This window comes from Kitasatospora purpeofusca (genome assembly GCF_036010405.1).
Lineage (GTDB): Bacteria > Actinomycetota > Actinomycetes > Streptomycetales > Streptomycetaceae > Kitasatospora > Kitasatospora purpeofusca.
Genome location: NZ_CP108561.1, coordinates 7,257,114 through 7,282,062 on the forward strand (window position 1 = coordinate 7,257,114; position 24,949 = coordinate 7,282,062).

Sequence of the window (24,949 nt, forward strand, 5' to 3'; positions counted from 1 at the left end):
GGTTGGAGAACGCCCGTGAGCCACCCCATCGCCCCCCTCTTCGACGACCACGACGCGGTGCGGGCCGAACTCGAAGCCCGCCCGCGCCACGCCACCGACCCCGCCGCGAGCACCGCCGCCGTCGACGCCCACCACCCCCGGCGGCTGCGCCTCACCGTGGCCGAGGTCGTCACCGAGACCGTCAGCACCAGCACCTTCCGGCTCCGCCGCCCCGACGGCGGCGACCTGCCGCCCTTCCTCGCCGGCCAGTACGTCGGGGTGTTCGCCGACGGCACCAGCCGCCCCTACGCCATCGCGTCCAGCCCCGCCCGGACCGACCACTGGGACCTGACCGTGCGCCGGGTGCCCGGCGGGCGGATCAGCAACCACCTGATCGACACCCTCGCGCCCGGTGACACCCTCACCACCACCGCCCCCACCGGGACCTTCCACCACAACCCGCTCTTCCACGGCGAGGACGTCGTCTTCCTCGCCGGCGGCTCCGGCGTCGTCCCGGCGATGAGCATGGTCCGCGAGATCGCCGACCGGGGCCTGTCCCGCCGCTTCCACCTGCTGTACGGCTCCCGCAGCGCCGAGGACATCGTCTTCCGCACCGAACTCGACGCCCTCGCCGCCACCCACCCCGGCATCCACGTCCACCACGTCGTCCAGCACGCCCCCGCCGGCCGGACCGGACCCACCGGCCTGCTCACCGGCGCCCTGGTCGAAGCCCTCGCCGGACCGCTCGCCGGCCGCACCGTCTACGTCTGCGGACCGCAGGCCCTCTACCCCTACGCCCTGCGACAGCTCGCGGCGCTGGGCCACCCCCGCCGCCGGATCCGCTTCGAGGCCAACGGCGCCCCCGCCGACCCCACCGCCCAGCCCCACTGGCCGACCGGCACCGACCCGGCGACCGAGGTCGCCGTCACCGCCCGGGGCCGCACCTTCCGCACCCGCCGGGACCGGCCCCTGCTCGACGCCCTGGAGGACGCCGGCATCCGCCCCGAGGCTGCCTGCCGCTCCGGCGAATGCGGCCTCTGCCGGATCCGGGTGGTCAAGGGCCACGTCCACACCGCCACCGAGGCCCGCCTCCGCCTGTCCGACGAACGCTTCGGCTACACCCACTCCTGCGTCGCCTACCCGATCACGGACACCGAACTCGACCTCTGACAGAGCGCCGCGCACGACGGGAAAATCGAGGGAGACCGACGCTCGGCCGTGCCAGGATCGCACGATGGCCTTCTCATCATCAGGACGGGTTGCGACCCAAGTACTGGACATCGGCTACGAGTTCGCCGGCGAACCCGGCGCCGCCGGGACGGTGGTCCTCCTCCACGGCTTCCCCTACGACGTCAGGGCATTCGACGATGTGGCCGCACGCCTCGCGGACCGGGGCGCCCACGTGCTCGCACCGTACCTGCGCGGCTTCGGACCGACCCGGTTCCGGGACGCCGCGACGCCCCCCTCCGGACAGCAGGCGGCGCTCGCCCAGGACCTCGTCGACTTCATGGACGCGCTGGACATCGGGAGCGCCGTCCTCGCGGGCTACGACTGGGGCGGCCGCGCCGCGTGCATCACCGCCGCGCTGCACCCCGAGCGCGTCCGCGGCCTGGTCACGGTCGACGGCTACAACGTCCAGGACCTCGCCCACGCCGGAGAGCCCGCCGCCCCGGCCTGGGAGAGCACCTACTGGTACCAGTACTACTTCCACTCCGAGCGCGGCCGTCTCGGCCTGGAACGCAACCGCGACGAGCTGTGCGAGCTGCTCTGGCGCTCCTGGTCGCCGACCTGGGCCGACGCGACCGCGGCCTTCGCGGCCAGCAGCGCGAGCCTGCACAACCCCGACTTCGTCGATGTGGTGATCCACTCCTACCGCCACCGCTTCGGCCTGGCCGAGGGCGACCCCCGCTACCAGGGACTCGAAGACCTCATTGCCGCCCTGCCGCCGATCACCGTTCCCACCGTCGTCCTCGAAAGCGGAGCCGACGGTGTGGCCGGCCCGAGCGCGGCGGACGACCGGGACTGCTTCACCGGCCCGTACGAACACCGCCTCCTGCCGGGAGTGGGCCACAACGTCCCGCAGGAGACCCCCGAGGCCTTCGCCGACGCTGCCGCTTCCCTTCTGGCGCGCTGACCGCCCTCTCCCCGGGCCGGGGACCGGCCCGGGGAGAGGGCTCACCAGCGGCGACTTGCCCCGTCCGCGGGGGAGGGGTAGTGTTTTCTAGTCGCTTGACAGGGAGCACCGGACACGCAAACGCGCGGACGGTCCCGGGGCGAATAATCCTCTGGAAATACCAACGACACCCGGCTCCGGGTTTATTTGGCGTGTCCATTAATGGGGATTGCGGCCGGATTCGCTTTTCGGAGCGGGGGTCGGCTACAGTTTGGAACGTCGGACGGGGCGCAAGCCGCAGAAGACACCGGCGAGTCGGACGAATGAAACTCCGGAAAACGGAGCGGAAGACATCTGATAGGCTGGGAACACGAAAGAACGAAGCGCCCGGAGGGCCGGTGTGAAAGCCGCCTGAAGGAAGTGTCCGTTCCTTGAGAACTCAACAGCGTGCCAAAAGTCAACGCCAGATATGTTGACATCCCCGGCCTCGGACTTGTTCCGGGGTTGGAGATTCCTTTTGAAGTAAAACACTAGCGAGGACGCAGTGCGCGGGACCGCCCAATTCCGGTGGTTGCCGTGCCGCTCGACGCGAGTGTAGACCGGCCCCTTCTAATCATTGGGCCGAGTAAACATTCACGGAGAGTTTGATCCTGGCTCAGGACGAACGCTGGCGGCGTGCTTAACACATGCAAGTCGAACGGTGAAGCCCTTCGGGGTGGATCAGTGGCGAACGGGTGAGTAACACGTGGGCAATCTGCCCTGCACTCTGGGACAAGCCCTGGAAACGGGGTCTAATACCGGATATGACCTGGGACCGCATGGTCCCGGGTGTAAAGCTCCGGCGGTGCAGGATGAGCCCGCGGCCTATCAGCTTGTTGGTGGGGTAATGGCCTACCAAGGCGACGACGGGTAGCCGGCCTGAGAGGGCGACCGGCCACACTGGGACTGAGACACGGCCCAGACTCCTACGGGAGGCAGCAGTGGGGAATATTGCACAATGGGCGAAAGCCTGATGCAGCGACGCCGCGTGAGGGATGACGGCCTTCGGGTTGTAAACCTCTTTCAGCAGGGAAGAAGCGCAAGTGACGGTACCTGCAGAAGAAGCACCGGCTAACTACGTGCCAGCAGCCGCGGTAATACGTAGGGTGCGAGCGTTGTCCGGAATTATTGGGCGTAAAGAGCTCGTAGGCGGCCTGTCGCGTCGGATGTGAAAGCCCGGGGCTCAACCCCGGGTCTGCATTCGATACGGGCAGGCTAGAGTGTGGTAGGGGAGATCGGAATTCCTGGTGTAGCGGTGAAATGCGCAGATATCAGGAGGAACACCGGTGGCGAAGGCGGATCTCTGGGCCATTACTGACGCTGAGGAGCGAAAGCGTGGGGAGCGAACAGGATTAGATACCCTGGTAGTCCACGCCGTAAACGTTGGGAACTAGGTGTTGGCGACATTCCACGTCGTCGGTGCCGCAGCTAACGCATTAAGTTCCCCGCCTGGGGAGTACGGCCGCAAGGCTAAAACTCAAAGGAATTGACGGGGGCCCGCACAAGCAGCGGAGCATGTGGCTTAATTCGACGCAACGCGAAGAACCTTACCAAGGCTTGACATATACCGGAAACGGCCAGAGATGGTCGCCCCCTTGTGGTCGGTATACAGGTGGTGCATGGTTGTCGTCAGCTCGTGTCGTGAGATGTTGGGTTAAGTCCCGCAACGAGCGCAACCCTTGTTCTGTGTTGCCAGCATGCCTTTCGGGGTGATGGGGACTCACAGGAGACTGCCGGGGTCAACTCGGAGGAAGGTGGGGACGACGTCAAATCATCATGCCCCTTATGTCTTGGGCTGCACACGTGCTACAATGGTCGGTACAAAGGGCTGCGATGCCGCGAGGCGGAGCGAATCCCAAAAAGCCGGCCTCAGTTCGGATTGGGGTCTGCAACTCGACCCCATGAAGTTGGAGTTGCTAGTAATCGCAGATCAGCATGCTGCGGTGAATACGTTCCCGGGCCTTGTACACACCGCCCGTCACGTCACGAAAGTCGGTAACACCCGAAGCCGGTGGCCTAACCCGTAAGGGGAGGAGCCGTCGAAGGTGGGACCAGCGATTGGGACGAAGTCGTAACAAGGTAGCCGTACCGGAAGGTGCGGCTGGATCACCTCCTTTCTAAGGAGCAATGTGCCGCTTGCAGGCGAATGTCCTGCACGGTTGCTCATGGGTGGAACGTTGACTATTCGGCACACTTGGTTGGCATCCGTCAGTACTGCTTCGGCGTGGAAAACGGATTGTTGATGGGGTGTGTCGGGCACGTTGTTGGGTCCTGAGGGAACGGCCGTATGGTCTGTTGCTTCAGTGATGCCGGTCTCATGCGAGGCGAGTTTTCGGACTTGTCGAGTGTGGGTGTCTGGTCGTTGTTTGAGAACTGCACAGTGGACGCGAGCATCTGTGGCCAAGTTTTTAAGGGCGCACGGTGGATGCCTTGGCACCAGGAACCGATGAAGGACGTGGGAGGCCACGATAGTCCCCGGGGAGCCGTCAACCAGGCTTTGATCCGGGGGTTTCCGAATGGGGAAACCCGGCAGTCGTCATGGGCTGTCACCCATACCTGAACACATAGGGTATGTGGAGGGAACGCGGGGAAGTGAAACATCTCAGTACCCGCAGGAAGAGAAAACAACCGTGATTCCGGGAGTAGTGGCGAGCGAAACCGGATGAGGCTAAACCATGAGCGTGTGAGACCCGGCAGGGGTTGCGCTGATGGGGTCGTGGGATTTTTCTTGACCGGTCTGCCGGCCGGTCGGCGAGTCAGAAACCGTACAGGTAGTCGAAGGACATGCGAAAGGTCCGGCGTAGAGGGTAAGACCCCCGTAGACGAAATCTGTACGGCTCGTTTGAAGAACTCCCAAGTAGCACGGGGCCCGAGAAATCCCGTGTGAATCTGGCGGGACCACCCGCTAAGCCTAAATATTCCCTGGTGACCGATAGCGGATAGTACCGTGAGGGAATGGTGAAAAGTACCGCGGGAGCGGAGTGAAATAGTACCTGAAACCGTGTGCCTACAAGCCGTGGGAGCGTCGGACATGCAGCTTGCTGTGTGTCTCGTGACTGCGTGCCTTTTGAAGAATGAGCCTGCGAGTTTGCGGTGTGTAGCGAGGTTAACCCGTGTGGGGTAGCCGTAGCGAAAGCGAGTCCGAACAGGGCGATACAGTTGCATGCCCAAGACCCGAAGCGGAGTGATCTAGCCATGGGCAGGTTGAAGCGGAGGTAAGACTTCGTGGAGGACCGAACCCACCAGGGTTGAAAACCTGGGGGATGACCTGTGGTTAGGGGTGAAAGGCCAATCAAACTCCGTGATAGCTGGTTCTCCCCGAAATGCATTTAGGTGCAGCGTCACGTGTTTCTTGCCGGAGGTAGAGCACTGGATAGGCGATGGGCCTCACCGGGTTACTGACCTTAGCCAAACTCCGAATGCCGGTAAGTGAGAGCGTGGCAGTGAGACTGTGGGGGATAAGCTCCATGGTCGAGAGGGAAACAGCCCAGAACACCGACTAAGGTCCCTAAGCGTGTGCTAAGTGGGAAAGGATGTGGAGTCGCAGAGACAACCAGGAGGTTGGCTTAGAAGCAGCCACCCTTGAAAGAGTGCGTAATAGCTCACTGGTCAAGTGATTCCGCGCCGACAATGTAGCGGGGCTCAAGCACATCACCGAAGTCGTGTCATTGCAGCATATAGGGCCAACGCCTGCTGTGATGGGTAGGGGAGCGTCGTGTGCCGGGTGAAGCGGCGGTGGAAACCAGTCGTGGACGGTACACGAGTGAGAATGCAGGCATGAGTAGCGATACAAGAGTGGGAAACTCTTGCGCCGATTGACCAAGGGTTCCTGGGTCAAGCTGATCTGCCCAGGGTAAGTCGGGACCTAAGGCGAGGCCGACAGGCGTAGTCGATGGACAACGGGTTGATATTCCCGTACCCGCTTTGAAGCGCCAACGCTGAACCAGGTGATGCTAAAGCCGTGAAGCCGGCCCGGAGTCTTCGGACGAAGGGACGTGGTGGAGCCGCTGGACCAAGTCTGTACTAGGTGAGCGATGGGGTGACGCAGGAAGGTAGTCCAGCCCGGGCGGTGGTTGTCCCGGGGTAAGGGTGTAGGCCGAGTGATAGGCAAATCCGTCACTCATCAAGGCTGAGACCTGATGCCGAGCCGATTGTGGTGAAGTGGATGATCCTATGCTGTCGAGAAAAGCCTCTAGCGAGTTTCATGGCGGCCCGTACCCCAAACCGACTCAGGTGGTCAGGTAGAGAATACCGAGGCGTTCGGGTGAACTATGGTTAAGGAACTCGGCAAAATGCCCCCGTAACTTCGGGAGAAGGGGGGCCATTCCTGGTGACGGCACTTGCTGCCAGAGCTGGGGGTGGCCGCAGAGACCAGCGAGAAGCGACTGTTTACTAAAAACACAGGTCCGTGCGAAGCCGTAAGGCGATGTATACGGACTGACGCCTGCCCGGTGCTGGAACGTTAAGGGGACCGGTTAGCTCTGATTCGTCGGGGCGAAGCTGAGAACTTAAGCGCCAGTAAACGGCGGTGGTAACTATAACCATCCTAAGGTAGCGAAATTCCTTGTCGGGTAAGTTCCGACCTGCACGAATGGCGTAACGACTTCTCGACTGTCTCAACCATAGGCCCGGTGAAATTGCATTACGAGTAAAGATGCTCGTTTCGCGCAGCAGGACGGAAAGACCCCGGGACCTTTACTATAGCTTGATATTGGTGTTCGGTTCGGCTTGTGTAGGATAGGTGGGAGACTTTGAAGCCGTGACGCCAGTCATGGTGGAGTCGTCGTTGAAATACCACTCTGGTCGTGCTGGATGTCTAACCTGGGTCCGTGATCCGGATCAGGGACAGTGTCTGGTGGGTAGTTTAACTGGGGCGGTTGCCTCCTAAAGAGTAACGGAGGCGCCCAAAGGTTCCCTCAGCCTGGTTGGCAATCAGGTGTTGAGTGTAAGTGCACAAGGGAGCTTGACTGTGAGACTGACGGGTCGAGCAGGGACGAAAGTCGGGACTAGTGATCCGGCGGTGGCTTGTGGAAGCGCCGTCGCTCAACGGATAAAAGGTACCCCGGGGATAACAGGCTGATCTTCCCCAAGAGTCCATATCGACGGGATGGTTTGGCACCTCGATGTCGGCTCGTCGCATCCTGGGGCTGGAGTAGGTCCCAAGGGTTGGGCTGTTCGCCCATTAAAGCGGTACGCGAGCTGGGTTTAGAACGTCGTGAGACAGTTCGGTCCCTATCCGCTGTGCGCGTAGGAGTGTTGAGAAGGGCTGTCCCTAGTACGAGAGGACCGGGACGGACGAACCTCTGGTGTGCCAGTTGTCCTGCCAAGGGCATGGCTGGTTGGCTACGTTCGGGAGGGATAACCGCTGAAAGCATCTAAGCGGGAAGCCTGCTTCGAGATGAGCACTCCCACCTCCTTGAGAGGGTAAGGCCCCCAGTAGACGACTGGGTTGATAGGCCGGATATGGAAGCCCTGTGAGGGGTGGAGTTGACCGGTACTAATAGGCCGAGGGCTTGTCCTCAGTTGCTCGCGTCCACTGTGTTGTTCTGAAACAACGACCCCCACACCAAGGTCACGGTGTGGGTGCGGTTGACAGTTTCATAGTGTTTCGGTGGTCATAGCGTGAGGGAAACGCCCGGTTACATTCCGAACCCGGAAGCTAAGCCTCACAGCGCCGATGGTACTGCAGGGGGGACCCTGTGGGAGAGTAGGACGCCGCCGAACAATCATTGTGAAGAACCCCCGTCGGGTAACCGACGGGGGTTCTTTGCGTTCTGCCCTTTTTGTCACCCTGTGTGATTCTTGTCATGCGGGCCAGGGGGGGACCCGTTTCAGCTGGTGGGTGGGTCGCAGTTAGCATGTGAACACCCTCCTAGCTCGAAAGATGGACTTGTGACTGTCAACGACGACGTGTTCACGGACTGGAAGAACCGCGAGGAGATCGCGGAGTCGATGATTCCGATCATCGGCCGACTGCACCGGGAGCGGGACGTCACTGTCCTGCTGTACAGCCGCTCCCTGGTGAACAAGTCGGTGGTCAGCATCCTGAAGACCCACCGGTTCGCCCGCCAGATAGCCGGCGAGGAGCTCTCGGTCACCGAGACGCTGCCCTTCCTGCAGGCGCTGACCACCCTGGATCTCGGCCCTTCCCAGATCGACCTCGGCATGCTGGCCGCCACCTACCGCGCCGACAGCCGCGGTCTCTCGGTGGAGGAGTTCACCGCGGAGGCCGTCGCCGGCGCCACCGGTGCCAACAAGTTCGAGCGCCGCGAGTCGGGCCGTGACGTCGTGCTCTACGGCTTCGGCCGTATCGGCCGCCTGGTCGCCCGTCTGCTGATCGAGAAGGCCGGCTCCGGCAACGGCCTCCGTCTGCGGGCCATCGTCGTCCGTGGCGGTGGGGACCAGGACCTCGTGAAGCGCGCCTCGCTGCTTCGCCGTGACTCCATCCACGGGCAGTTCCAGGGCACCATCACGGTCGACGAGGCGAACAGCACGATCGTCGCCAACGGCACCGCGATCAAGGTGATCTACGCCAACGACCCGTCCGAGATCGACTACACGGTCCACGGCATCCGGGACGCCATCCTGATCGACAACACGGGCAAGTGGCGGGACCGCGAGGGCCTGTCGAACCACCTGCGCCCGGGCATCGAGAAGGTCGTCCTGACGGCCCCCGGCAAGGGCGACGTGCCCAACATCGTGCACGGCGTCAACCACGACACCATCAAGCCGGACGAGCAGGTCATCTCCTGCGCCTCCTGCACCACCAACGCGATCGTTCCGCCGCTGAAGGCGATGGACGACGAGTTCGGCGTGCTGCGCGGCCACGTGGAGACCGTCCACTCGTTCACCAATGACCAGAACCTCCTGGACAACTACCACAAGGCCGACCGTCGTGGCCGCTCGGCACCGCTGAACATGGTGATCACCGAGACCGGTGCCGCCTCGGCCGTCGCCAAGGCGCTGCCGGACCTCAAGGCGAAGATCACCGGCAGCTCGATCCGCGTGCCGGTGCCGGACGTCTCGATCGCCATCCTGAACCTCCAGCTGTCCCGCGAGACCAACCGCGAAGAGGTCCTGGACTACCTCCGCAACGTCTCGCTGACCTCGTCGCTGAAGCGCCAGATCGACTTCACCACCGCCCCCGACGCGGTGTCGAACGACTTCATCGGCTCGCGCCACGCGTCGATCGTCGACGCGGGCGCCACCAAGGTCGAGGGCGACAACGCGATCCTCTACCTGTGGTACGACAACGAGTTCGGCTACTCCTGCCAGGTCATCCGAGTCGTCCAGCACGTCTCGGGCGTCGAGTACCCGACCTACCCCGTTCCGGCGGTCCCGACGGCCTGATCCGGACGGATCGACGTCTGCGGGGCCCCTGCCAGGGGCGCGGACATGAACAGTGGGGCGGCAACCGGTGATCCGGTTGCCGCCCCACTGGCGTTTTCGGGCTCTTCTGCTCCATCTGTGGGTCGCTGAGGCGCGTCTAACGCGGGGCACGCCGTCCCCTGTGCAGATCTTGAGGTGTCGAGACTCAGAATCTGGGGTGCAGGGAGAACGGCGTGCGGTTGACCACGGTATTGAAGGCGTTGGTCGGATGCGAGCAGGCAGTGCCGGAGGAGGTGCGGTTTGAGGAGAAGTCGCAGGTCATCGTGGTCACTGTCCGGCCCAGGTCTCGGGCGCGTCGCCGGTGCGGGATCTGTGGAAGCCGCTGTCCGGGGTTCGACGCCGGTGCGGGGCGGCGGCGCTGGCGCCACCTGGACGCCGCCGGCCTCAAGCTCTACCTGGAGGCCGACGCACCTCGTGTGACCTGCGGGCGGCACGGGGTGGTGGTCGCCGCCGTCCCCTGGGCCCGCCACGATGCGGGACACACCCGAGACTTCGACCAGCAGGTCGCCTGGATGGCCACCGAATGCTCCAAGGCGGCCACCGCCCAGCTGATGCGGACCTCCTGGCGCACGGTCGGCGCGATCATCACCCGCCACCAGGCCGACGCCGATGCCGGGATCGACCGGCTCGCCGGCCTGCGGCGTGTGGGCATCGACGAGATCTCCTACCGGCGCGGGCAGAAGTACATGACCGTGGTGGTCGACCACGACTCGCGCCGCGTGGTGTGGATGGCCGACGGCCACGGCAAGGACGTGCTCCGCTCCTTCTTCGACGCACTCGGCGCCGACCGCGCGCACCGGCTCACCCACATCAGTGCCGACGGCGCCGAGTGGATTGCCGACGTGGTCGCCGAGCGCGCTCCGAACGCGGTCCGGGCCATGGACCCGTTCCACGTCGTGGCCTGGGCCACCGAGGCCCTGGACGAGGAACGCCGCTCCGCGTGGAACCGGGCCCGACGCGAGGCCGCGGACCCCGAACTCGCCCGACGCCTCAAGCACTCACGCCACGCGTTGTGGAAGAACCCCGAGGACCTCACGCCCCGCCAGCAGGTCAAACTCGCCTGGATCGCGACCAACGACCCCCGCTTGCACCGTGCCTATCTGCTGAAGGAGGGCCTGCGCACGATCTACCGGATCGCCGCCGACGAGGGCGTCGAGGCCGCTGTGAAGGCCCTGGACCGATGGCTGTCCTGGGCTGTCCGGTCCCGCCTTCCGGCCTTCACCGACCTCGCCCGCAAGATCAAGCGCCACTACGAGGCCATCCTCCACGCGATCGTCGAGAAGCTGTCCAACGGCCTGATCGAGTCCACCAACACCAAGACCCGCCTGATCATCCGCAGAGGCTTCGGCTTCCGATCCGCCGAGGCCGTCATCGCCCTCGTCATGCTCTGCCTCGGCGGCAACCGCCCCACCCTGCCCCGACGCCAACTCGCATGACCAGACCCACAGGTCCAACACAAGAGCCCGTTTTCGGGTGTCGGAAGGGTCGGACGGGGCGCTTGTTGGAGGAGTGTTAACGCCCGCGTGACCTGCTGCTTCACGGGAGGGGGCGAGGTGGCGCGGAGGTGACGTCCGGCCGCCGGACGATGGGTCAATGGTCTATACCAATGCGGTACTGTGGCCGTTGGAGCTGTCAGAAACACGGCTGTGGGGGCCATATGACTGTCCGACAAGTTACGTCCATTTCGTCTACTTCATCCTCTTCCTCCTCTCCTCCGACGCATCTGCCGCAACCGCCGGACGACCAGGAGCTCTACTGGTACTTCGGACCGCAGCGGCGGTGGGTGCTGGTGGCCAGTTCGGCGGCGTTCGTCTTCACCGCCGGGACGATGTTCACGTTCGCGCTGCGGACGCCCGCGCTGTGGGTGTTCCTCGCCGTGCTGGGGCTCAATGTCGTCGCGCTGGCGCTGTCCTCGGTCAACAGCCTGCGGCAGCGGAGGCTCACCCGGCAGTCCCACGAGGTGCTGGTGCACGCGTGGGCGCCGGAGGAGCTGCCGACCGTCGATCTCTACCTGCCGACCTGCGGCGAGCCGCTGGACATCCTGGAGAACGCCTACCGGGCGGTGGCCGAGGTCGACTGGCCCGGCGCGCTGACCGTCTGGGTGCTCGACGACGCCGACCGGGCGGAGGTCGCCGACCTGGCGGCGGCGCACGGGTACCGGTACGTGGTGCGGCCCGACCGGGGGCACCTCAAGAAGGCCGGCAACCTCAACCACGCGCTCACGCTCAGCACCGGCGAGCTCATCGCCATCCTCGACGCGGACTTCGCGCCCAGGCCCGACTTCCTGCGCCACCTCGTCCCGTACTTCTCGGACCCGCGGATCGGCATCGTCCAGAGCCCGCAGTGCTTCGACACCGACGAGTCGATGAGCTGGATCGAGCGCGCCGCCGGTGCCGCGCAGGAGTGGTTCTTCCGCTGGATCCAGCCCTCCCGTGACGCCAGTGACGCCGCCATCTGCTGCGGCAGCAACGCCGTCTACCGGCGGGTCGCGATCGACCGGGCCGGCGGTTTCGCCCGGCTCGACCACAGCGAGGACCTCTTCACCGGGCTCGGCCTGTACGCCAAGGGCTACCGGACGCTGTACGTCCCGGTGCTGGTCGCCAAGGGCACCTCGCCCGACAACCTGGCCTCGTACGTCAACCAGCAGTACCGCTGGGCGATGGGCAATCTGCACCTGCTCGGCTCGCCCGAGCTCAAGCGGATCGGCGCTCCCTGGCGGATGCGGCTCTGCTTCTACGAGGGCATCGTCGGCTATCTCGCCGCCGCCGTGAACATCTTCGTCGCGCCACTGCCGCCGCTGGTGATGATGTTCTGGTACCCGGACCAGATCCGGCCCTGGCACGTGCTGCCGATGCTGGCGCCGCTCTGGCTCTGGCACGTGCTGATGCCCCGGGTCAGCCGCACCCGCTGGCGGATCGAGGTGATCCGCTCCAACGTGCTGATGGGCGTCGCCGCCGGGGTCGCCTTCTGGCACACCCTGCGCGGGCGCAGCGCGGCCTGGGTGCCGACCGGCGCCGCCGGTTCGGCCGGGGCGGACGCGGCGGGTGCCGCCGAGGGAGCCACCGCGCCCGCGGCGCGGAGCAAGTCCCGCTCCGGCGGGATGGCGCGTAAGGTCGTGCTGGTCTCGCTGGTCTGGCTCTGCGGCTCGCTCGGGGCCGCCGCGCTCGGCCTCGGCCTGGCCGTCGCGCAGTACGGATGGGCCCCCAACTGGGGTCTCGGGCTCTACCTCGCGGTGCAGGCGCAGATCGGTCTGCCGCTGATCCGCGACCTCGTCGGCGAGGTGCGCGGCACCGCCCGCCGCGACGACGTCACAGCCGGGCCGAAGGCGCCCCGGTCAGGCATGCTGCCCCGCCGCTGGCCGGAGGGGCTGGCCGCCACCGCCACGCTCGTGCTCACCGCTCTGCTCGCGTCCGGCTGGGTCCGCCCGATGCTGCCCTGGCTGGGTTGAAAGGTCGCCTTCTTCCATGTCGTCACCACCCAAGTCGTCACCACCCAAGTCGTCACCACCCAAGTCGTCACCACCCGAGTCGTCACCACCCAAGTCGTCACCACCCAAGTCGTCACCACCCGAGTCGTCACCTCCCGGGTCGTCACCGCCGGAACCGTCGGCCCTCGTACCCGAGCTCGCGCCGGACGCGTTCACCATCCCCGGCCAGCGGACCGCCGCCGGCCGCACCGGTCAGGCCGGTCACGCCGGTCGCGGCGGCCGTTTCGGCCGCGCCCTCTCCCGGGGTTCCGATGCCCCGGGCCGGGCGCGCCACTCGGCCGGGTTCCGTCCCGACATCGAGGGCCTGCGCGCGCTGGCCGTGCTCTCCGTGCTCGCCTTCCACGCCGCCGTCCCCGGGCTGGCCGGCGGCTTCGTCGGGGTCGACGTCTTCCTCGTCGTCTCCGGCTACCTGATCACCGGCCTGCTGCTGCGCGAGGCCACCACCACCGGCCGGGTCCGGCTCGGTGAGTTCTTCTCCCGCCGGGCCCGCCGGCTGCTGCCCTCGGCCGCGATCGTGCTCGGCGCGGTGGCACTGTTCGGCGCCTGGCTGACGGTGCCGCTGCGCCGGGCCGACCTGGAGTACGACGTGCTCGCGGCGGCGTTCTCGGTCGGCAACTGGCGCTTCGTCGCCCAGCAGACCGACTACCTGGCCGCCGGGCGGGACGAGAGCCCGCTGCTGCACTTCTGGTCGCTCGCCGTGGAGGAGCAGTTCTACCTGGTGTGGGGCCCGCTGCTGGCCCTCACCGCCTACCTGGTGCTGCGGGTGGCGCGGCGCGGCCGGGCGGACGGGCGCGGGCGGTCGCTGCGGCCGGTCGCGACGGTCCTCGCCGCCGTGCTGACCGTCGGCTCCTTCGTGCTCTCGCTGCACTGGACGCACGACTCCGTCTCGCTCGCCTACCTCGGAACCCCTTCCAGGGTCTGGCAGTTCGGGGTCGGCGCGCTGCTGGCCCTGCTGCCCTGGCACCTGCTGCGCGGGCCGCGCCCGCTGCGGGCGGCGGTGGGCTGGGGCGGTGCGGCGGCCGTGGTGTGGTGCGTGCTGGCGTACGACAGCGGCACCCCGTACCCGGGTTGGGCCGCGCTGGTGCCGACCCTGGGCACGGCGGCCGTGATCCTGGCCGGTACGCCGGGGCGGGAGGGGATCGCGGCCTCCGGCTACGGCGTGGACCGCGTCCTCGGCCTGCGCCTCCCGCGTGCGATCGGCCGGCTCTCCTACAACCTCTACCTGTGGCACTGGCCGGTGCTGGTCCTGGTCGGCGCGAAGTTCGGCCCGTTGGACTGGCCGGTGAAGGTGGCGCTCACCGCCGCCTCGGCCCTGCCCGCCGCGGCCGTCATGCGGTGGGTCGAGCAGCCGCTGCGGCACAGCCGCACCGTCTCCGAACTCCCGCGCCGGGGACTGTCCCTGGGGCTCGCCTCGGTGGTCATCCCGGTGGTGCTGGCACTGGTCGTCGGCACCGGGACGCTGCGGCTGCTCGGTCCGGCGGCGCCGGTCGACCTCCAGGGGCTGCCGCCCGGTTCGCCGGACGGCACCTCGCTGCTGGTGCGCACCTCGGCCCCGGTCAAGGCCGGTCCGGCGGTGGTGCCGGACGCCGTCCAGGCGCGCAAGGACTTCCCGCCGGACGGTGAGTGCGAGGTCGACCCGGCGGCCACCACCAGCCCCGACTGCCGCTTCGGCGTGGTCGGCAGCCCGGACCGGATCGTGCTGCTCGGCGACTCGCACGCCGGCCAGTGGTTCTCCTCGCTGCTCGCCCTCGCGGCCGAACGGCGCTGGGAGCTGGAGGAGTTGGTCAAGCAGGGCTGCCCGCTGCCGGAACTCTCTGTGGTGAACCCGCAGTTGGGCCGGAGCTACCACGAGTGCGACACCTGGCGGGCGAACGCCCTGACCAGGCTGGCCGAGGGCCCCAAGCCCCGGCTGATCGTGGTCTCCACCCTCAACCGGTACACAGACGACCGCGGGGCGGTGCTCCGGGGCTGGGCGAAGACCCTCGCCCCGCTGCGCGAACTCGGCGTACCGATCGTCTACTTGCGCGACACCCCGATCCCCGGGAGGGACGTGCCGGCCTGCGTCTCCGGCCACACCGAGGACCCGGCGGCCTGCGAGTTCCCGCGCGACAAGGCGCTCTGGGCGGACCCGCTCGCGGAGGAGATCGCGGCCGGCCGGATGCCGGGCGTGCGCTCGGTGTCGGTCAACGACGTCATCTGCCCCGGCAACGGCCGGAGTTGCCCGGCCGTGCTGGAGCGCATCCTGCTCTACCGCGACGACACGCACCTGACCAACGTCGCCGCCGTCGTCCTGACGCCGCGGCTGGAGCGGGTGCTGACGGACGCGGGCGCCCTGCCGCCGCGTGCCGCTGGTACCGGTGGTGCCCCGGCCCCGGCGCCCGACGCCTCCGGCTGGACCCAGCTGCTGCGCGACGACTTCGACGGCCCGGCCGGCAGTCGCCCGTCCGCCGTGGACTGGCAGTACGACCTCGGTACCTGCTACCCGGGCTGCCCGGCCGCGCAGTGGGGCACCGGCGAGGTCGAGACCATGACCGACTCGACCGACAACGTCCGGCTCGACGGCCGGGGGGCGCTGGAGATCGTGCCCACCCGGGCCGCGGACGGCCGCTGGTCCTCCGGCCGGATCGAGTCCCGCCGCGCCGACCTCGCCCCGCCGCCCGGCGGTGTGCTGCGGATCGAGGCCGGCATCGCCCTGCCCGACGTCACCGGTCCGGCCGCCGCCGGCTACTGGCCCGCCTTCTGGACCCTCGGCGGCGAGCTGCGCAACGGGTTCACCGGCTGGCCGGCCATCGGCGAGCTGGACATCATGGAGCAGGTCAACGGCCGGGACGCGGTCTTCGGCACGATGCACTGCGGCGTGCTGGACGGCGGACCGTGCCAGGAGCCGCGCGGCCTCGGCTCCGGCGACCAGCCCTGCGGCGCCGAGTGCCGCAGCGGCTTCCACCGCTACGCGGTCGAGGTCGACCTGAAGCCGGGCGCCGAGGCGGTCCGCTGGTACCTCGACGGCCGGGAGCACCACCGGGTCACGGCCGCGCAGATGGACCGCGCGACCTGGGACCGGGCCGTCGGCCGGGGGCTGTTCCTCATCCTCAACGTCGCCGTCGGCGGCAACCTCCCGGCGGCCTTCGGCGGCTCCGTCACCCCGGCCACCGAGCCGGGCCACCCGATGCGGGTGGACTACGTGTCGGTGGCCTCGAAGCAGTAGCCGGCCCGCCCGGCGGCACGGCCCGGCCCCGTCCGGGGAGCTCTCCTCGCTCCCCGGACGGGGCCGTCGGCGTCCGGCCGGGGCCGGGCGGCGATCGGTTCCCGGCCGGACGCCGCCGTTCAGCGGCCGCCGCAGAACGCCGTCTCCAGGAACGCCCGCATCGCCGCGAGCTGGCCCGCCTCGTCCTTCTCGTCGCCGCGGCCCGTGTAGGAGAGCGCGACCTGGCGGTCGGCGGTGCCCCAGAGCTGGGTGTCGAAGCCGAAGATCCCGCCGTTGTGGCCGAGTACCGGCCCGCACGAGAGCTGGTACCGGGCCAGGCCCAGGCCGTAGTCGAGCTGGTGCGCCCCGGGCTCGGTCGGCACCGTGGAGGTCATCTCCCGCATCAGCCACGGCGGCAGCAACTGCCCGTTGAGCAGGGCCCGTTCGAAGCGGACCAGGTCGGCGGTGGTGGAGATCAGCTCCCCGGCGGCCCCGGCCCAGGAGGGGTTGTGCTCGGTGACGTCGACGTACGTCCTACGGACCGGTGCCGTCTCGTCGACGATCGTCCAGTACCCGTGGGCGTGCCGGCCCGGAATCGTGCTCGCGGTACCGGGGAACAGGCTGTCGGTCATCCCGAGCGGTCGCAGGACCCGCCGGGTGATCTCCTGGCCGTACCCGCGCCCGGTGGTCTTCTCGATCAGCAGGCCCAGCAGCGCGTAGTTGGTGTTGGAGTACTGCCACTCGGATCCCGGCGGGAAGTTCGGCGCGTGCGCCGCCGAGGCCGCGACCAGCTCGCGCGCGGTGACGGTGCGCAGCAGCCCCCCGTCGGCCACCCAGGCGCGGAAGACCGCCGGGTCGAACAGCTCGGGGAAGATCCCGCCGCTCTCGTTGGTCGGGTCCCACAGGCCCGAGGTGTGGTTGAGCAGTTGGCGGACCGTGATGTGCGCGCCGCCGGGTATCAGGCCGGGCAGGTGCTTCTCCACGGAGTCGTCCAGACCGATTCGGTGCTCGCCGACCAGTTGCAGGACGGTGGTGGCGACGAACACTTTGGTCACGCTGCCCGCCCGGAAGCGGCCGTCGCCGCGCACGGGCGCGCCGGTCGCCAGGTCGGCCACTCCCGAGGCGCCTCGCCAGACGCCGCCGCGGTCGCGGATCTCGGCGATGGCGGAGACCGCCCCGGCGCCGGGCAGCGCCGCGAGGGCCCGCTGGCGCTGCCCGGAGGCAGTCCGGTCGGACTGGTCGCCCCGGTCGTCGGACCCGGCCGCTCCGGCCGCGTCGGCCGCCCCGGTGGCGGGCGGTGAGCTCGCCGCCGACGCCAGGGCGGGGGCCGCGGGCGTGGCCAGGACGAGACAGACTGCTGCAGCCACGATGTGGGCAAGGCGACGTTTCACGGGTTCCTCCCCTGCTGTGGGCGGACCGCGTCCGCCTCCGACCTCAGCCTTCCGGCTGCCCGCCGCCGGATCGTCGCCCTGACTGAGGACCGGCCTCTCGGCCCCGGGAGGTACTCGTGTACGCCGCCGGAAGGAGACTGCCCCGCACGGCAGTTGTACCCCGGCGCCGGAGATCGGGGATCCCGGCCGGGACGGACCGGTCGAAGGGTCCGCCGCGGAGTTCCTTCTGTGCGGGCCCACGCCCGGTTCTGGAGGCGCAGCGACCTCTCCTCCCTTCTCCGCTCCTCGCCCGACTGCCGGCCGGTCCACCCCCGGCCGGGGCGGCCGACTCATCGGATCGGGTGACGGTGGTGGGGCGTCCACCGGGGCGGCGGACCAGGGGCGGTGGCGGTGTGTATAGGTGACAGCCGGAGAACCGCGACGGAAGGACCGCCCCCATGGCTCAGTCACACGCCAGGCCCGCGCAGAGTGCCGACGAGGTCGTCGAGCGGATGCGGGCGATCGGGGCGCGGCTGGACCCCGGTGACGGGATCGCCTGCTTCAACCGGATGCACCTGCGGGTGGCCGCGCTGGTGGAGCGGCGGATCGCGGCCGGTGAGGTCCGGGACCCGGCGTTCGTCGAGCGGCTCGGGGTCCTGCTGGCCAACCAGTACTTCGACGTGCTGGACGCCGCCGGGGCGGGCCGGGAGGTCGGCGACGCCTGGCAGCCGCTGGTCGACGCGCGGGACGACCGGAGGGTGTGGCCGGTGCAGTTCGCCTTCGCCGGGACCAACGCCCACCTCTGCCACGATCTGCCGCTGGCCGTCGTCGAGACCTGCATCGAGCGCCGCACCACGCCCGACACCCCGCCGGTGCAGGAGGACTACGTCCTGGTCGGTGAGCTGCTGGTGCGGGCGGAGGCGGAGGAGCGGGCCGGGTTCGAGCAGCGGATCGCCGGGGTCGCGGCCGGGGCGGCCGAGCCGCTGCGCCATCTGGTGGGGGCGTTCTCGACCGCCCGGGCCAGGGAGGCCGCCTGGGCCGCCACGCTGTCGCTCTGGCACCAGCGCAATATCCGGCCGCTGTTCGACGCCACCCTTGCCGCCGTCACGGCGGGCACCGCGCTGGCCGGGCGGATGCTGGTCACCCCGATCCCGGTCCCGACCCCGGAGACGGAGGCGGAGTCGGGGCCGTTCGGGAGGGCGTGAGGCGGGCCCGGTCGGCGGATCCCGGCGGGCGGTCGGCGCCGGCCCGGGGTGGAGTGGTGGGTGACCCGACCCGTCGAAGGACCTGGAAAGGCCGCCGATGTCCTCCTCGCCCGCCCGGTACGACGATCTGACCGCCATGGTGGTCAACTGCACGCTCAAGCGCTCGCCCGAGCGCAGCCACACCCAGGGGCTGATCGACGTCAGCACCGGGATCCTGGAGCGCCAGGGCGTGCGGGTGGACGTGGTCCGCGCGGTCGACCACGACCTCGCCACCGGGGTCTGGCCGGACATGACCGAGCACGGCTGGGAGACCGACGACTGGCCGGTGCTCTACAGCCGGGTGATGGCCGCCGACATCCTGGTGCTGGCCGGGCCGGTCTGGCTCGGCGACAACTCCTCGGTGATGAAGCAGGTGATCGAACGGCTGTACTCCTGCTCGTCGATCCTGAACGAGCACGGCCAGTACGCGTACTACGGCCGGGTCGGCGGCTGTCTGATCACCGGGAACGAGGACGGTGCGAAGCACTGCGCGATGAACGTGCTCTACAGCCTTCAGCACCTCGGGTACGTGATCCCGCCGCAGGCCGACGCGGGGTGGGTGGGGGAGGCCGGTCCGGGACCGTCCTACCTGGACGCGGGCTCGGGCGGGCCGGAGAACGACTTCACCAACCGCAACGCCACCTTCATGACCTGGAACCTGCTCCACCTCGCCCGGATGATCAAGGACGCGGGCGGGATCCCGGCCCACGGCAACCAGCGTTCCGAGTGGGACGCGGGCTGCCGCTTCGACTTCGAGAACCCCGAACACCGCTGACCGTGACCGGGCGGACACCGGCCAGGAAGGGAACGGCTCACGGGCGTACGCTGATCTCATCGACCCCGTCAGTACCTCTGCGTGCAGGATCAGGGGGTGGGAAACGTGCCGGAACCCCACGGCGGACACACTCCGCCGCCCGCCGCACCCACTGTCGTCAGTTCCCGTGCCGGTGAGAAGGGCCTGAAGACCGGTGCCCTCGGCCTGGTCTCCTCGGTCGCCATCGGCCTGGCGAGCACCGCCCCGGCCTACAGCCTGGCCGCGACGCTCGGCATCATCGTGGTCGGGGTCGGCCTGCAGGCGCCGATCATCACCATCCTGGCCTTCGTCCCGATGCTGCTGATCGCGTACGCCTACAAGGAGCTCAACGCCTCCGACCCGGACTGCGGCACCACGTTCACCTGGGGCGCGCGGGCCTTCGGGCCGCGCACGGGGTGGATGGGCGGCTGGGGCATCGTGATCGCGGACATCATCGTGATGGCGAACCTCGCCCAGATCGCCGGCGTCTACGGCTTCCAGCTGTTCGGCTTCGACGGCCTGGCCGAGAGCACCGTCTGGACCACGATCGCTGGGGTGGTCTGGATCATCGTGATGACGGCGATCTGCTACGTCGGCATCGAGATCTCGGCCGCCCTGCAGCGCTGGCTGCTGTGCATCGAGGTCGTGATGCTGGTGCTGCTCGCCATCACGGCCCTGGTCAAGGTGTACGGGGACCACCCCCCGGACACGGCGATCCGGATCAGCGGATCGTGGTTCAACCCGTTCGAGGTGACCTCCACGACGGCCTTCACCGCGGGCATCCTGGCCGCCGTCTTCATCTACTGGGGCTGGGACACCGCCGTGTCCGTGAACGAGGAGACCGAGGACGCGGCGCGCACCCCGGGGCGGGCCGCCGTCATCTCCACAGTCCTGCTGCTGATCATCTACGCCCTGGTCGCCACCTCGGCGCAGGCCTTCGCGGGTATCGGGACGGACGGCATCGGACTGGGCAACGAGGACAACGTCGGGGACGTGCTGTCCTCGCTCGGCGGCGCGGTGTTCGGCAGTGCGGGCCTCGGCTGGTTCCTGACCAAACTCCTCATCTTCATGGTGCTGACCTCCTCTGCGGCCTCGACCCAGACCACCATCCTGCCGACCGCCAGGACCACCTTCTCGATGGCCGCGCACCGGGCCGTCCCCCGTCAGTTCGCCCGGGTGCACCCGCGCCACCGCACCCCGACCTGGTCCACGATCGCCATGGGCCTGGCGTCGATCGCGTTCTACGTGCTGCTCACCGCGATCAGCGGGAACGTGCTCGCCGACTCGATCGCCTCGGTCGGCCTGGCCATCGCCTTCTACTACGGCCTGACCGGCTTCGCCTGTGTCTGGTACTACCGCAGGGTGCTCACCCGGAGTGTGCGGGACTTCGTCTTCAAGGGCCTGATGCCGCTGCTCGGCGGCCTGCTGCTGCTGTACTTCTTCTGCTACGGGGCCTTCGACGTCTACGCCGACCCGGACTACGGTTCGACCTCGATCGACCTGCCGCTGTTCGGGGAGACCGGCGGGGTGACCGTGATCGGCATCGGGGCGCTGCTGCTCGGCGTGGTGCTGATGCTGGTCCAGTGGGCGGTCGACGGCTCGTGGTTCCGGCACCCGGACGTCCCGGTGGAGGCGGCGGACCCGGCCGACGCCCCGCGGGGCTGAGGCCCCCGACCTGCCCCGCTCCGGAGGGCGGTCCGCGGGCCTCCCCGGAGGGGCAGGTCCGAACCGATCATCTGATGCGCGGTTTCAAACGCAACACATGCACACGTTCACCCTTTCGAGTGCACAGGATCATGCGAAGCGGCTCAGATCGTTCCGCCACGCCTACGGTTGGGCAGCAAGCGAGACGGGGCCCGCCGCATGTGGAGATCCCCTTCTTCGGACGAGGCGACGGCCCGTCCTGACGTGTCCCCCTTCACAGAGGAAGGTTCTCCCATGCCCGTGGCCACGAGCAGCGAGACACCGCAGACGTCGCACCACCCGCACCCCGGCCGCAGGGCGGCGGTGCGGTCATGAGCGGCACGGCGCTGGAGCAGATCCTCCGCGGACCGAGCGGGCTGGGCACGGCCGGACTGAGTCTGACGCCACGTCAGGAACCTTCTGCCGCACCGGAGTCGGCGACTCCCGCGGCATCGGCGAAGTCGGGTGTCGGCGACCCGATCCCCGGCCTGTACTTCCACCCCGTCGCCGAGCCGGACCAGGCGCGGGTCGACGAGGTGAGCCGGCGGATCAAGCTGTGGACCGAGGAGGTGGAGCTCTTCCCGCCGGACTACGAGGAGGAGTTCGACGGCTTCTCGGTCAGCCGCTACATGGTCGGCTGCCACCCCGACGCGCCCAGCGTCGACCACGTCATGATCGCCACCCGGCTGATGGTCGCCGAGAACGCCGTCGACGACTACTACTGCGAGGACCACGGCGGTTCGCCGATCGGCCTCGGCAGCCGGCTGCTGCTCGCCCACACCGCGCTCGACCCGGTGCACACCACCGCCGAGTACCAGGGCGCCTGGGCGGAGTCCCTGGCGGCGGACGCGCCCCGGCGCGCCTACCGCTCGGCGATGGAGCACTTCGACCGCAGCGCCACCGCCGCCCAGTCGGACCGGTTCCGGCACGACATGGCGCGGCTGCACCTCGGGTACCTCGCCGAGGGTGCCTGGGCCCAGGAGGAGTACGTCCCGGAGGTGTGGGAGTACCTGGCGATGCGTCAGTTCAACAACTTCCGCCCCTGCCCGACCATCACCGACACCGTCGGCGGCTACGAGCTGCCCGCCGACCTGCACGCCCGTCCGGGCATGCAGCGGGTCATCGCGCTGGCCTCGAACGCCACCACCATCGTGAACGACCTCTACTCGTACACCAAGGAGCTCCGCTCGCCCGGCGTCCACCTGAACCTTCCGGTGGTGATCTCCGAGCGCGAGGGCGTCGACCACCGCGCCGGCTACCTCAAGGCCGTCGAGGTGCACAACGAGCTCATGCACGCCTTCGAGGCGGAGGCGGCCGCACTCGCCGCCACCTGCCCCGTCCCGGTCGTGGTGCGCTTCCTGCGCGGCGTCGCCGCGTGGGTCGACGGCAACCACAACTGGCACCAGACCAACACCTTCCGTTACAGCCTGCCCGACTTCTGGTAACCAAGGAGCTGAACCGTGTCCGTCACCGACACCACCCCCGTGAACCGCACCGCCGTCCCTGGTCCGGCCACCCCGTACCAGGGCGACATCGCCCGCTACTGGGATCACGAGGCCCGGCCGGTGAACCTACGCCTCGGCGACGTCGACGGCCTCTACCACCACCACTACGGCATCGGCGCGGTCGACCAGGCCGCGCTGGGCGCGCCGGACGACAGCGAGCGCGAGAAGAAGCTCGTCGCCGAGCTGCACCGGCTGGAGTCCGCGCAGACCGACGTCCTGCTGGACAACCTCGGTGACATCCGCCCCGAGCACACCCTGGTCGACGCGGGCTGCGGTCGCGGCGGCTCCATGGTGATGGCCCACCAGCGCTTCGGCTGCAAGGTCGAGGGCGTCACCCTGTCCGCCAAGCAGGCCGAGTTCGGCAACCGGCGGGCCAAGGAACTCGGCATCGACGGCTCGGTGCGCGCCCAGGTCCGCAACATGCTGGACATGCCGTTCGAGACCGGCAGCGTCCGGGCGTCCTGGAACAACGAGTCCAGCATGTACGTGGACCTGGAGGACCTGCTCGGCGAGCACTCCCGGATCCTGTCGGTCGGCGGCCGCTACGTCACCATCACCGGCTGCTGGAACCCGACCTACGGCCAGCCCTCGAAGTGGGTCTCGCAGATCAACGCCCACTTCGAGTGCAACATCCACTCCCGCCGCGAGTACTTCAAGGCGATGGCCGACAACCGCCTGGTGCCGAACGCGGTCATCGACCTCACCGCGGCCACCCTGCCGTACTGGGAGCTGCGCGCCACCGTGCCGTCGCTGGTGACCGGCATCGAGGAGGCGTTCATCAACTCCTACAAGGACGGCTCCTTCCAGTACCTGCTGATCGCCGCCGACCGGGTCTGACCCCGCGTCGCCGCACGGCGAGGACCCGGCCCGGCCGCACGGCGGCGGGCCGGGTCCCGTGCGTCCGGGGTCGCCCGGCGGCGTCCGGCGGCGTCCGGGGTCGTCCGGGGTCGTCCGGGGAGCGTTCGGGGGCGTCCGGGAACAGGGCTGGTCATCGGGATGTCGGAGGCGCGTGATATGCAGTGCATCCGAGTGGCCACTGCGAGGCCATACGAACGAAACCGCTGACCGTCCCGGTCGACGAGGTCTCAGGGGGGCCGCACCATGTCCTTTTTCCGACGCCGATCAGCCGATGACGCCCCGGCGGGTCCGGCCGGCCGTCGGAGCCGCGGCCTCGGGCGGAAGGCGCCGCGCGGCCTCACCCCGGTGCTCGACCTCTCCCACGGCGACGAGGAGCTGCGCCGGCTGCGCGCCCTCGCCGACGCGGGCGACTGGAACGCGGTCGGCTCCGTCCTCGCCGAGATCGAGGACGACGCCGAGCTGACCTGGCTGCTCCACCGGCTCTCCTCCGTCGAGGGCACCGAGCGCTGGCTGGTCGGCGCCGTCGCCGAGCGTCCCGAGGACACCCTGCTGCTGCTGTTCTCCGGCGCCCGGCACATCGCCTGGGGCTGGGAGGCCCGCACCGGGCAGCGCGCCCAGCACGTCACCGAGGAGCAGTGGCGGCTCTTCCGCGAGCGGCTCGGCACCGCCGAGGAACAGCTGCTGGAGGTGGCCGAGCGCGAACCGTCCTGGCTCGCCCCCTGGTTCTTCCTGCAGATCGGCGCTCGCGGCGCCTCGCTCGGCCGTGGCATCGCCACCGCCCGCTTCGACGCCGCGCTGCGCCGCGACCCCGAGCACCTCGCCTCCCACCAGCAGCGGCTGCAGCAGCTCTGCGCCAAGTGGGGCGGCTCGCACGAGGAGATGCACGCCTTCGCCCGCCGGGCGATGCTCGACGCCCCCGAGGGCAGCCCGCTCGGCGAGATCGTCGCCCTCGCGCACCTGGAGCACTGGCTCGACCTGCCCGACGGCGAGGACCACGCCTACCTGACCGGCCCGACCGTCCGCGCCGCGCTGCGCGAGGCGGCGCTGCGCTCCGTGCTGCACCCCGCCTACCGGCGCCGGCGCGACTGGCGGGCCACCCACAACGTGTTCGCGATGGTCCTCTCGCTCGCCGACGAGCGCGAGCTCGCCCGCGCGGTGTTCGCCACCCTCGACGACGTGGTCACCGACTGGCCCTGGTACTACCTGGGCGGCGACGAGGCCGAGAACTTCCGCACCCACCGCGACCGTTGCGCACCCTAGGGGCCCGGGCCTCCCGGTCCCGCGACGCCCGGCCCCGCGACCCCC

At 68.8% G+C, this 24,949-nt stretch carries 12 protein-coding genes, 3 rRNA genes and 1 pseudogene; 15 read left to right on the forward strand and 1 reads right to left on the reverse strand.

Annotation, left to right across the window (positions count from 1 at the left end):
- The first annotated feature begins 15 nt into the window (after positions 1-15).
- The 9 genes from OG715_RS31850 to OG715_RS31890 all read left to right on the forward strand — a co-directional run bounded on the left by OG715_RS31850 (position 16) and on the right by OG715_RS31890 (position 16,212).
- Positions 16-1,149, forward strand: coding sequence for an FAD-binding oxidoreductase (locus OG715_RS31850; RefSeq protein WP_266273843.1), 1,134 nt, complete (start codon positions 16-18; stop codon positions 1,147-1,149).
- A gap of 64 nt (positions 1,150-1,213) precedes the next feature.
- Positions 1,214-2,113: an alpha/beta fold hydrolase gene (locus OG715_RS31855; protein WP_266273842.1), complete on the forward strand. Its 900-nt coding sequence runs from the start codon at positions 1,214-1,216 to the stop codon at positions 2,111-2,113.
- 611 nt (positions 2,114-2,724) lie between these two features.
- Positions 2,725-4,248: ribosomal RNA gene (locus OG715_RS31860) — 16S ribosomal RNA — on the forward strand.
- Positions 4,249-4,529: 281 nt separating this feature from the next.
- Positions 4,530-7,652, forward strand: a 23S ribosomal RNA gene (locus OG715_RS31865).
- Positions 7,653-7,738: 86 nt separating this feature from the next.
- Positions 7,739-7,855: ribosomal RNA gene (gene rrf, locus OG715_RS31870) — 5S ribosomal RNA — on the forward strand.
- Together the 16S, 23S and 5S rRNA genes form the textbook arrangement of a ribosomal RNA operon.
- A gap of 168 nt (positions 7,856-8,023) precedes the next feature.
- A complete protein-coding gene (locus tag OG715_RS31875; protein ID WP_266273841.1) occupies positions 8,024-9,481 on the forward strand; it encodes a glyceraldehyde-3-phosphate dehydrogenase in 1,458 nt (485 codons plus the stop codon).
- Positions 9,482-9,693: 212 nt separating this feature from the next.
- Positions 9,694-10,956: an ISL3 family transposase gene (locus OG715_RS31880; protein WP_266273001.1), complete on the forward strand. Its 1,263-nt coding sequence runs from the start codon at positions 9,694-9,696 to the stop codon at positions 10,954-10,956.
- A gap of 350 nt (positions 10,957-11,306) precedes the next feature.
- The gene (locus OG715_RS31885; protein ID WP_266274638.1) at positions 11,307-12,968 is read left to right on the forward strand and encodes a glycosyltransferase family 2 protein; all 1,662 of its coding nucleotides are present in this window, start codon (positions 11,307-11,309) and stop codon (positions 12,966-12,968) included.
- A 358-nt stretch (positions 12,969-13,326) separates the two neighbouring features.
- Positions 13,327-16,212, forward strand: a complete 2,886-nt coding sequence (locus tag OG715_RS31890) for an SGNH hydrolase domain-containing protein (protein ID WP_456077714.1) — start codon at positions 13,327-13,329, stop codon at positions 16,210-16,212.
- Between the two features lie 119 nt (positions 16,213-16,331).
- On the opposite strand, the gene OG715_RS31895 is transcribed toward OG715_RS31890, so the two are convergent.
- Positions 16,332-17,582, reverse strand: a complete 1,251-nt coding sequence (locus tag OG715_RS31895) for a serine hydrolase domain-containing protein (RefSeq protein ID WP_266273839.1) — start codon at positions 17,580-17,582, stop codon at positions 16,332-16,334.
- A 437-nt stretch (positions 17,583-18,019) separates the two neighbouring features.
- On the opposite strand from OG715_RS31895, the gene OG715_RS31900 reads away from it, so the two are divergent.
- The 6 genes and pseudogenes from OG715_RS31900 (at position 18,020) to OG715_RS31925 (ending at position 24,904) form a co-directional block, all read left to right on the forward strand.
- Positions 18,020-18,766, forward strand: coding sequence for a DUF5995 family protein (locus OG715_RS31900; RefSeq protein ID WP_266273838.1), 747 nt, complete (start codon positions 18,020-18,022; stop codon positions 18,764-18,766).
- Positions 18,767-18,863: 97 nt separating this feature from the next.
- Entirely contained in the window at positions 18,864-19,580 is a 717-nt protein-coding gene (locus OG715_RS31905) for a flavodoxin family protein (protein WP_266273837.1), read from the forward strand.
- A gap of 105 nt (positions 19,581-19,685) precedes the next feature.
- Complete coding sequence (locus tag OG715_RS31910; RefSeq protein WP_266273836.1) at positions 19,686-21,263, forward strand: APC family permease; 1,578 nt, start codon at positions 19,686-19,688, stop codon at positions 21,261-21,263.
- 317 nt (positions 21,264-21,580) lie between these two features.
- Positions 21,581-22,726: pseudogene (locus OG715_RS31915) on the forward strand (family 2 encapsulin nanocompartment cargo protein terpene cyclase); the annotation flags it as partial.
- A gap of 15 nt (positions 22,727-22,741) precedes the next feature.
- The gene (locus OG715_RS31920) at positions 22,742-23,623 is read left to right on the forward strand and encodes a geranyl diphosphate 2-C-methyltransferase (protein WP_266273835.1); all 882 of its coding nucleotides are present in this window, start codon (positions 22,742-22,744) and stop codon (positions 23,621-23,623) included.
- 366 nt (positions 23,624-23,989) lie between these two features.
- A complete protein-coding gene (locus OG715_RS31925) occupies positions 23,990-24,904 on the forward strand; it encodes a hypothetical protein (protein WP_266273834.1) in 915 nt (304 codons plus the stop codon).
- Positions 24,905-24,949 lie beyond the last annotated feature (45 nt).

What these genes read in the sequence shown, in the direction of transcription:
- OG715_RS31855 (WP_266273842.1), top strand. Translation starts at nt 1,214, where the DNA reads ATGGCCTTCTCATCATCAGGACGGGTTGCGACCCAAGTACTGGACATC.
- OG715_RS31900 (WP_266273838.1), top strand. Translation starts at nt 18,020, where the DNA reads ATGGCTCAGTCACACGCCAGGCCCGCGCAGAGTGCCGACGAGGTCGTC.
- OG715_RS31905 (WP_266273837.1), top strand. Translation starts at nt 18,864, where the DNA reads ATGTCCTCCTCGCCCGCCCGGTACGACGATCTGACCGCCATGGTGGTC.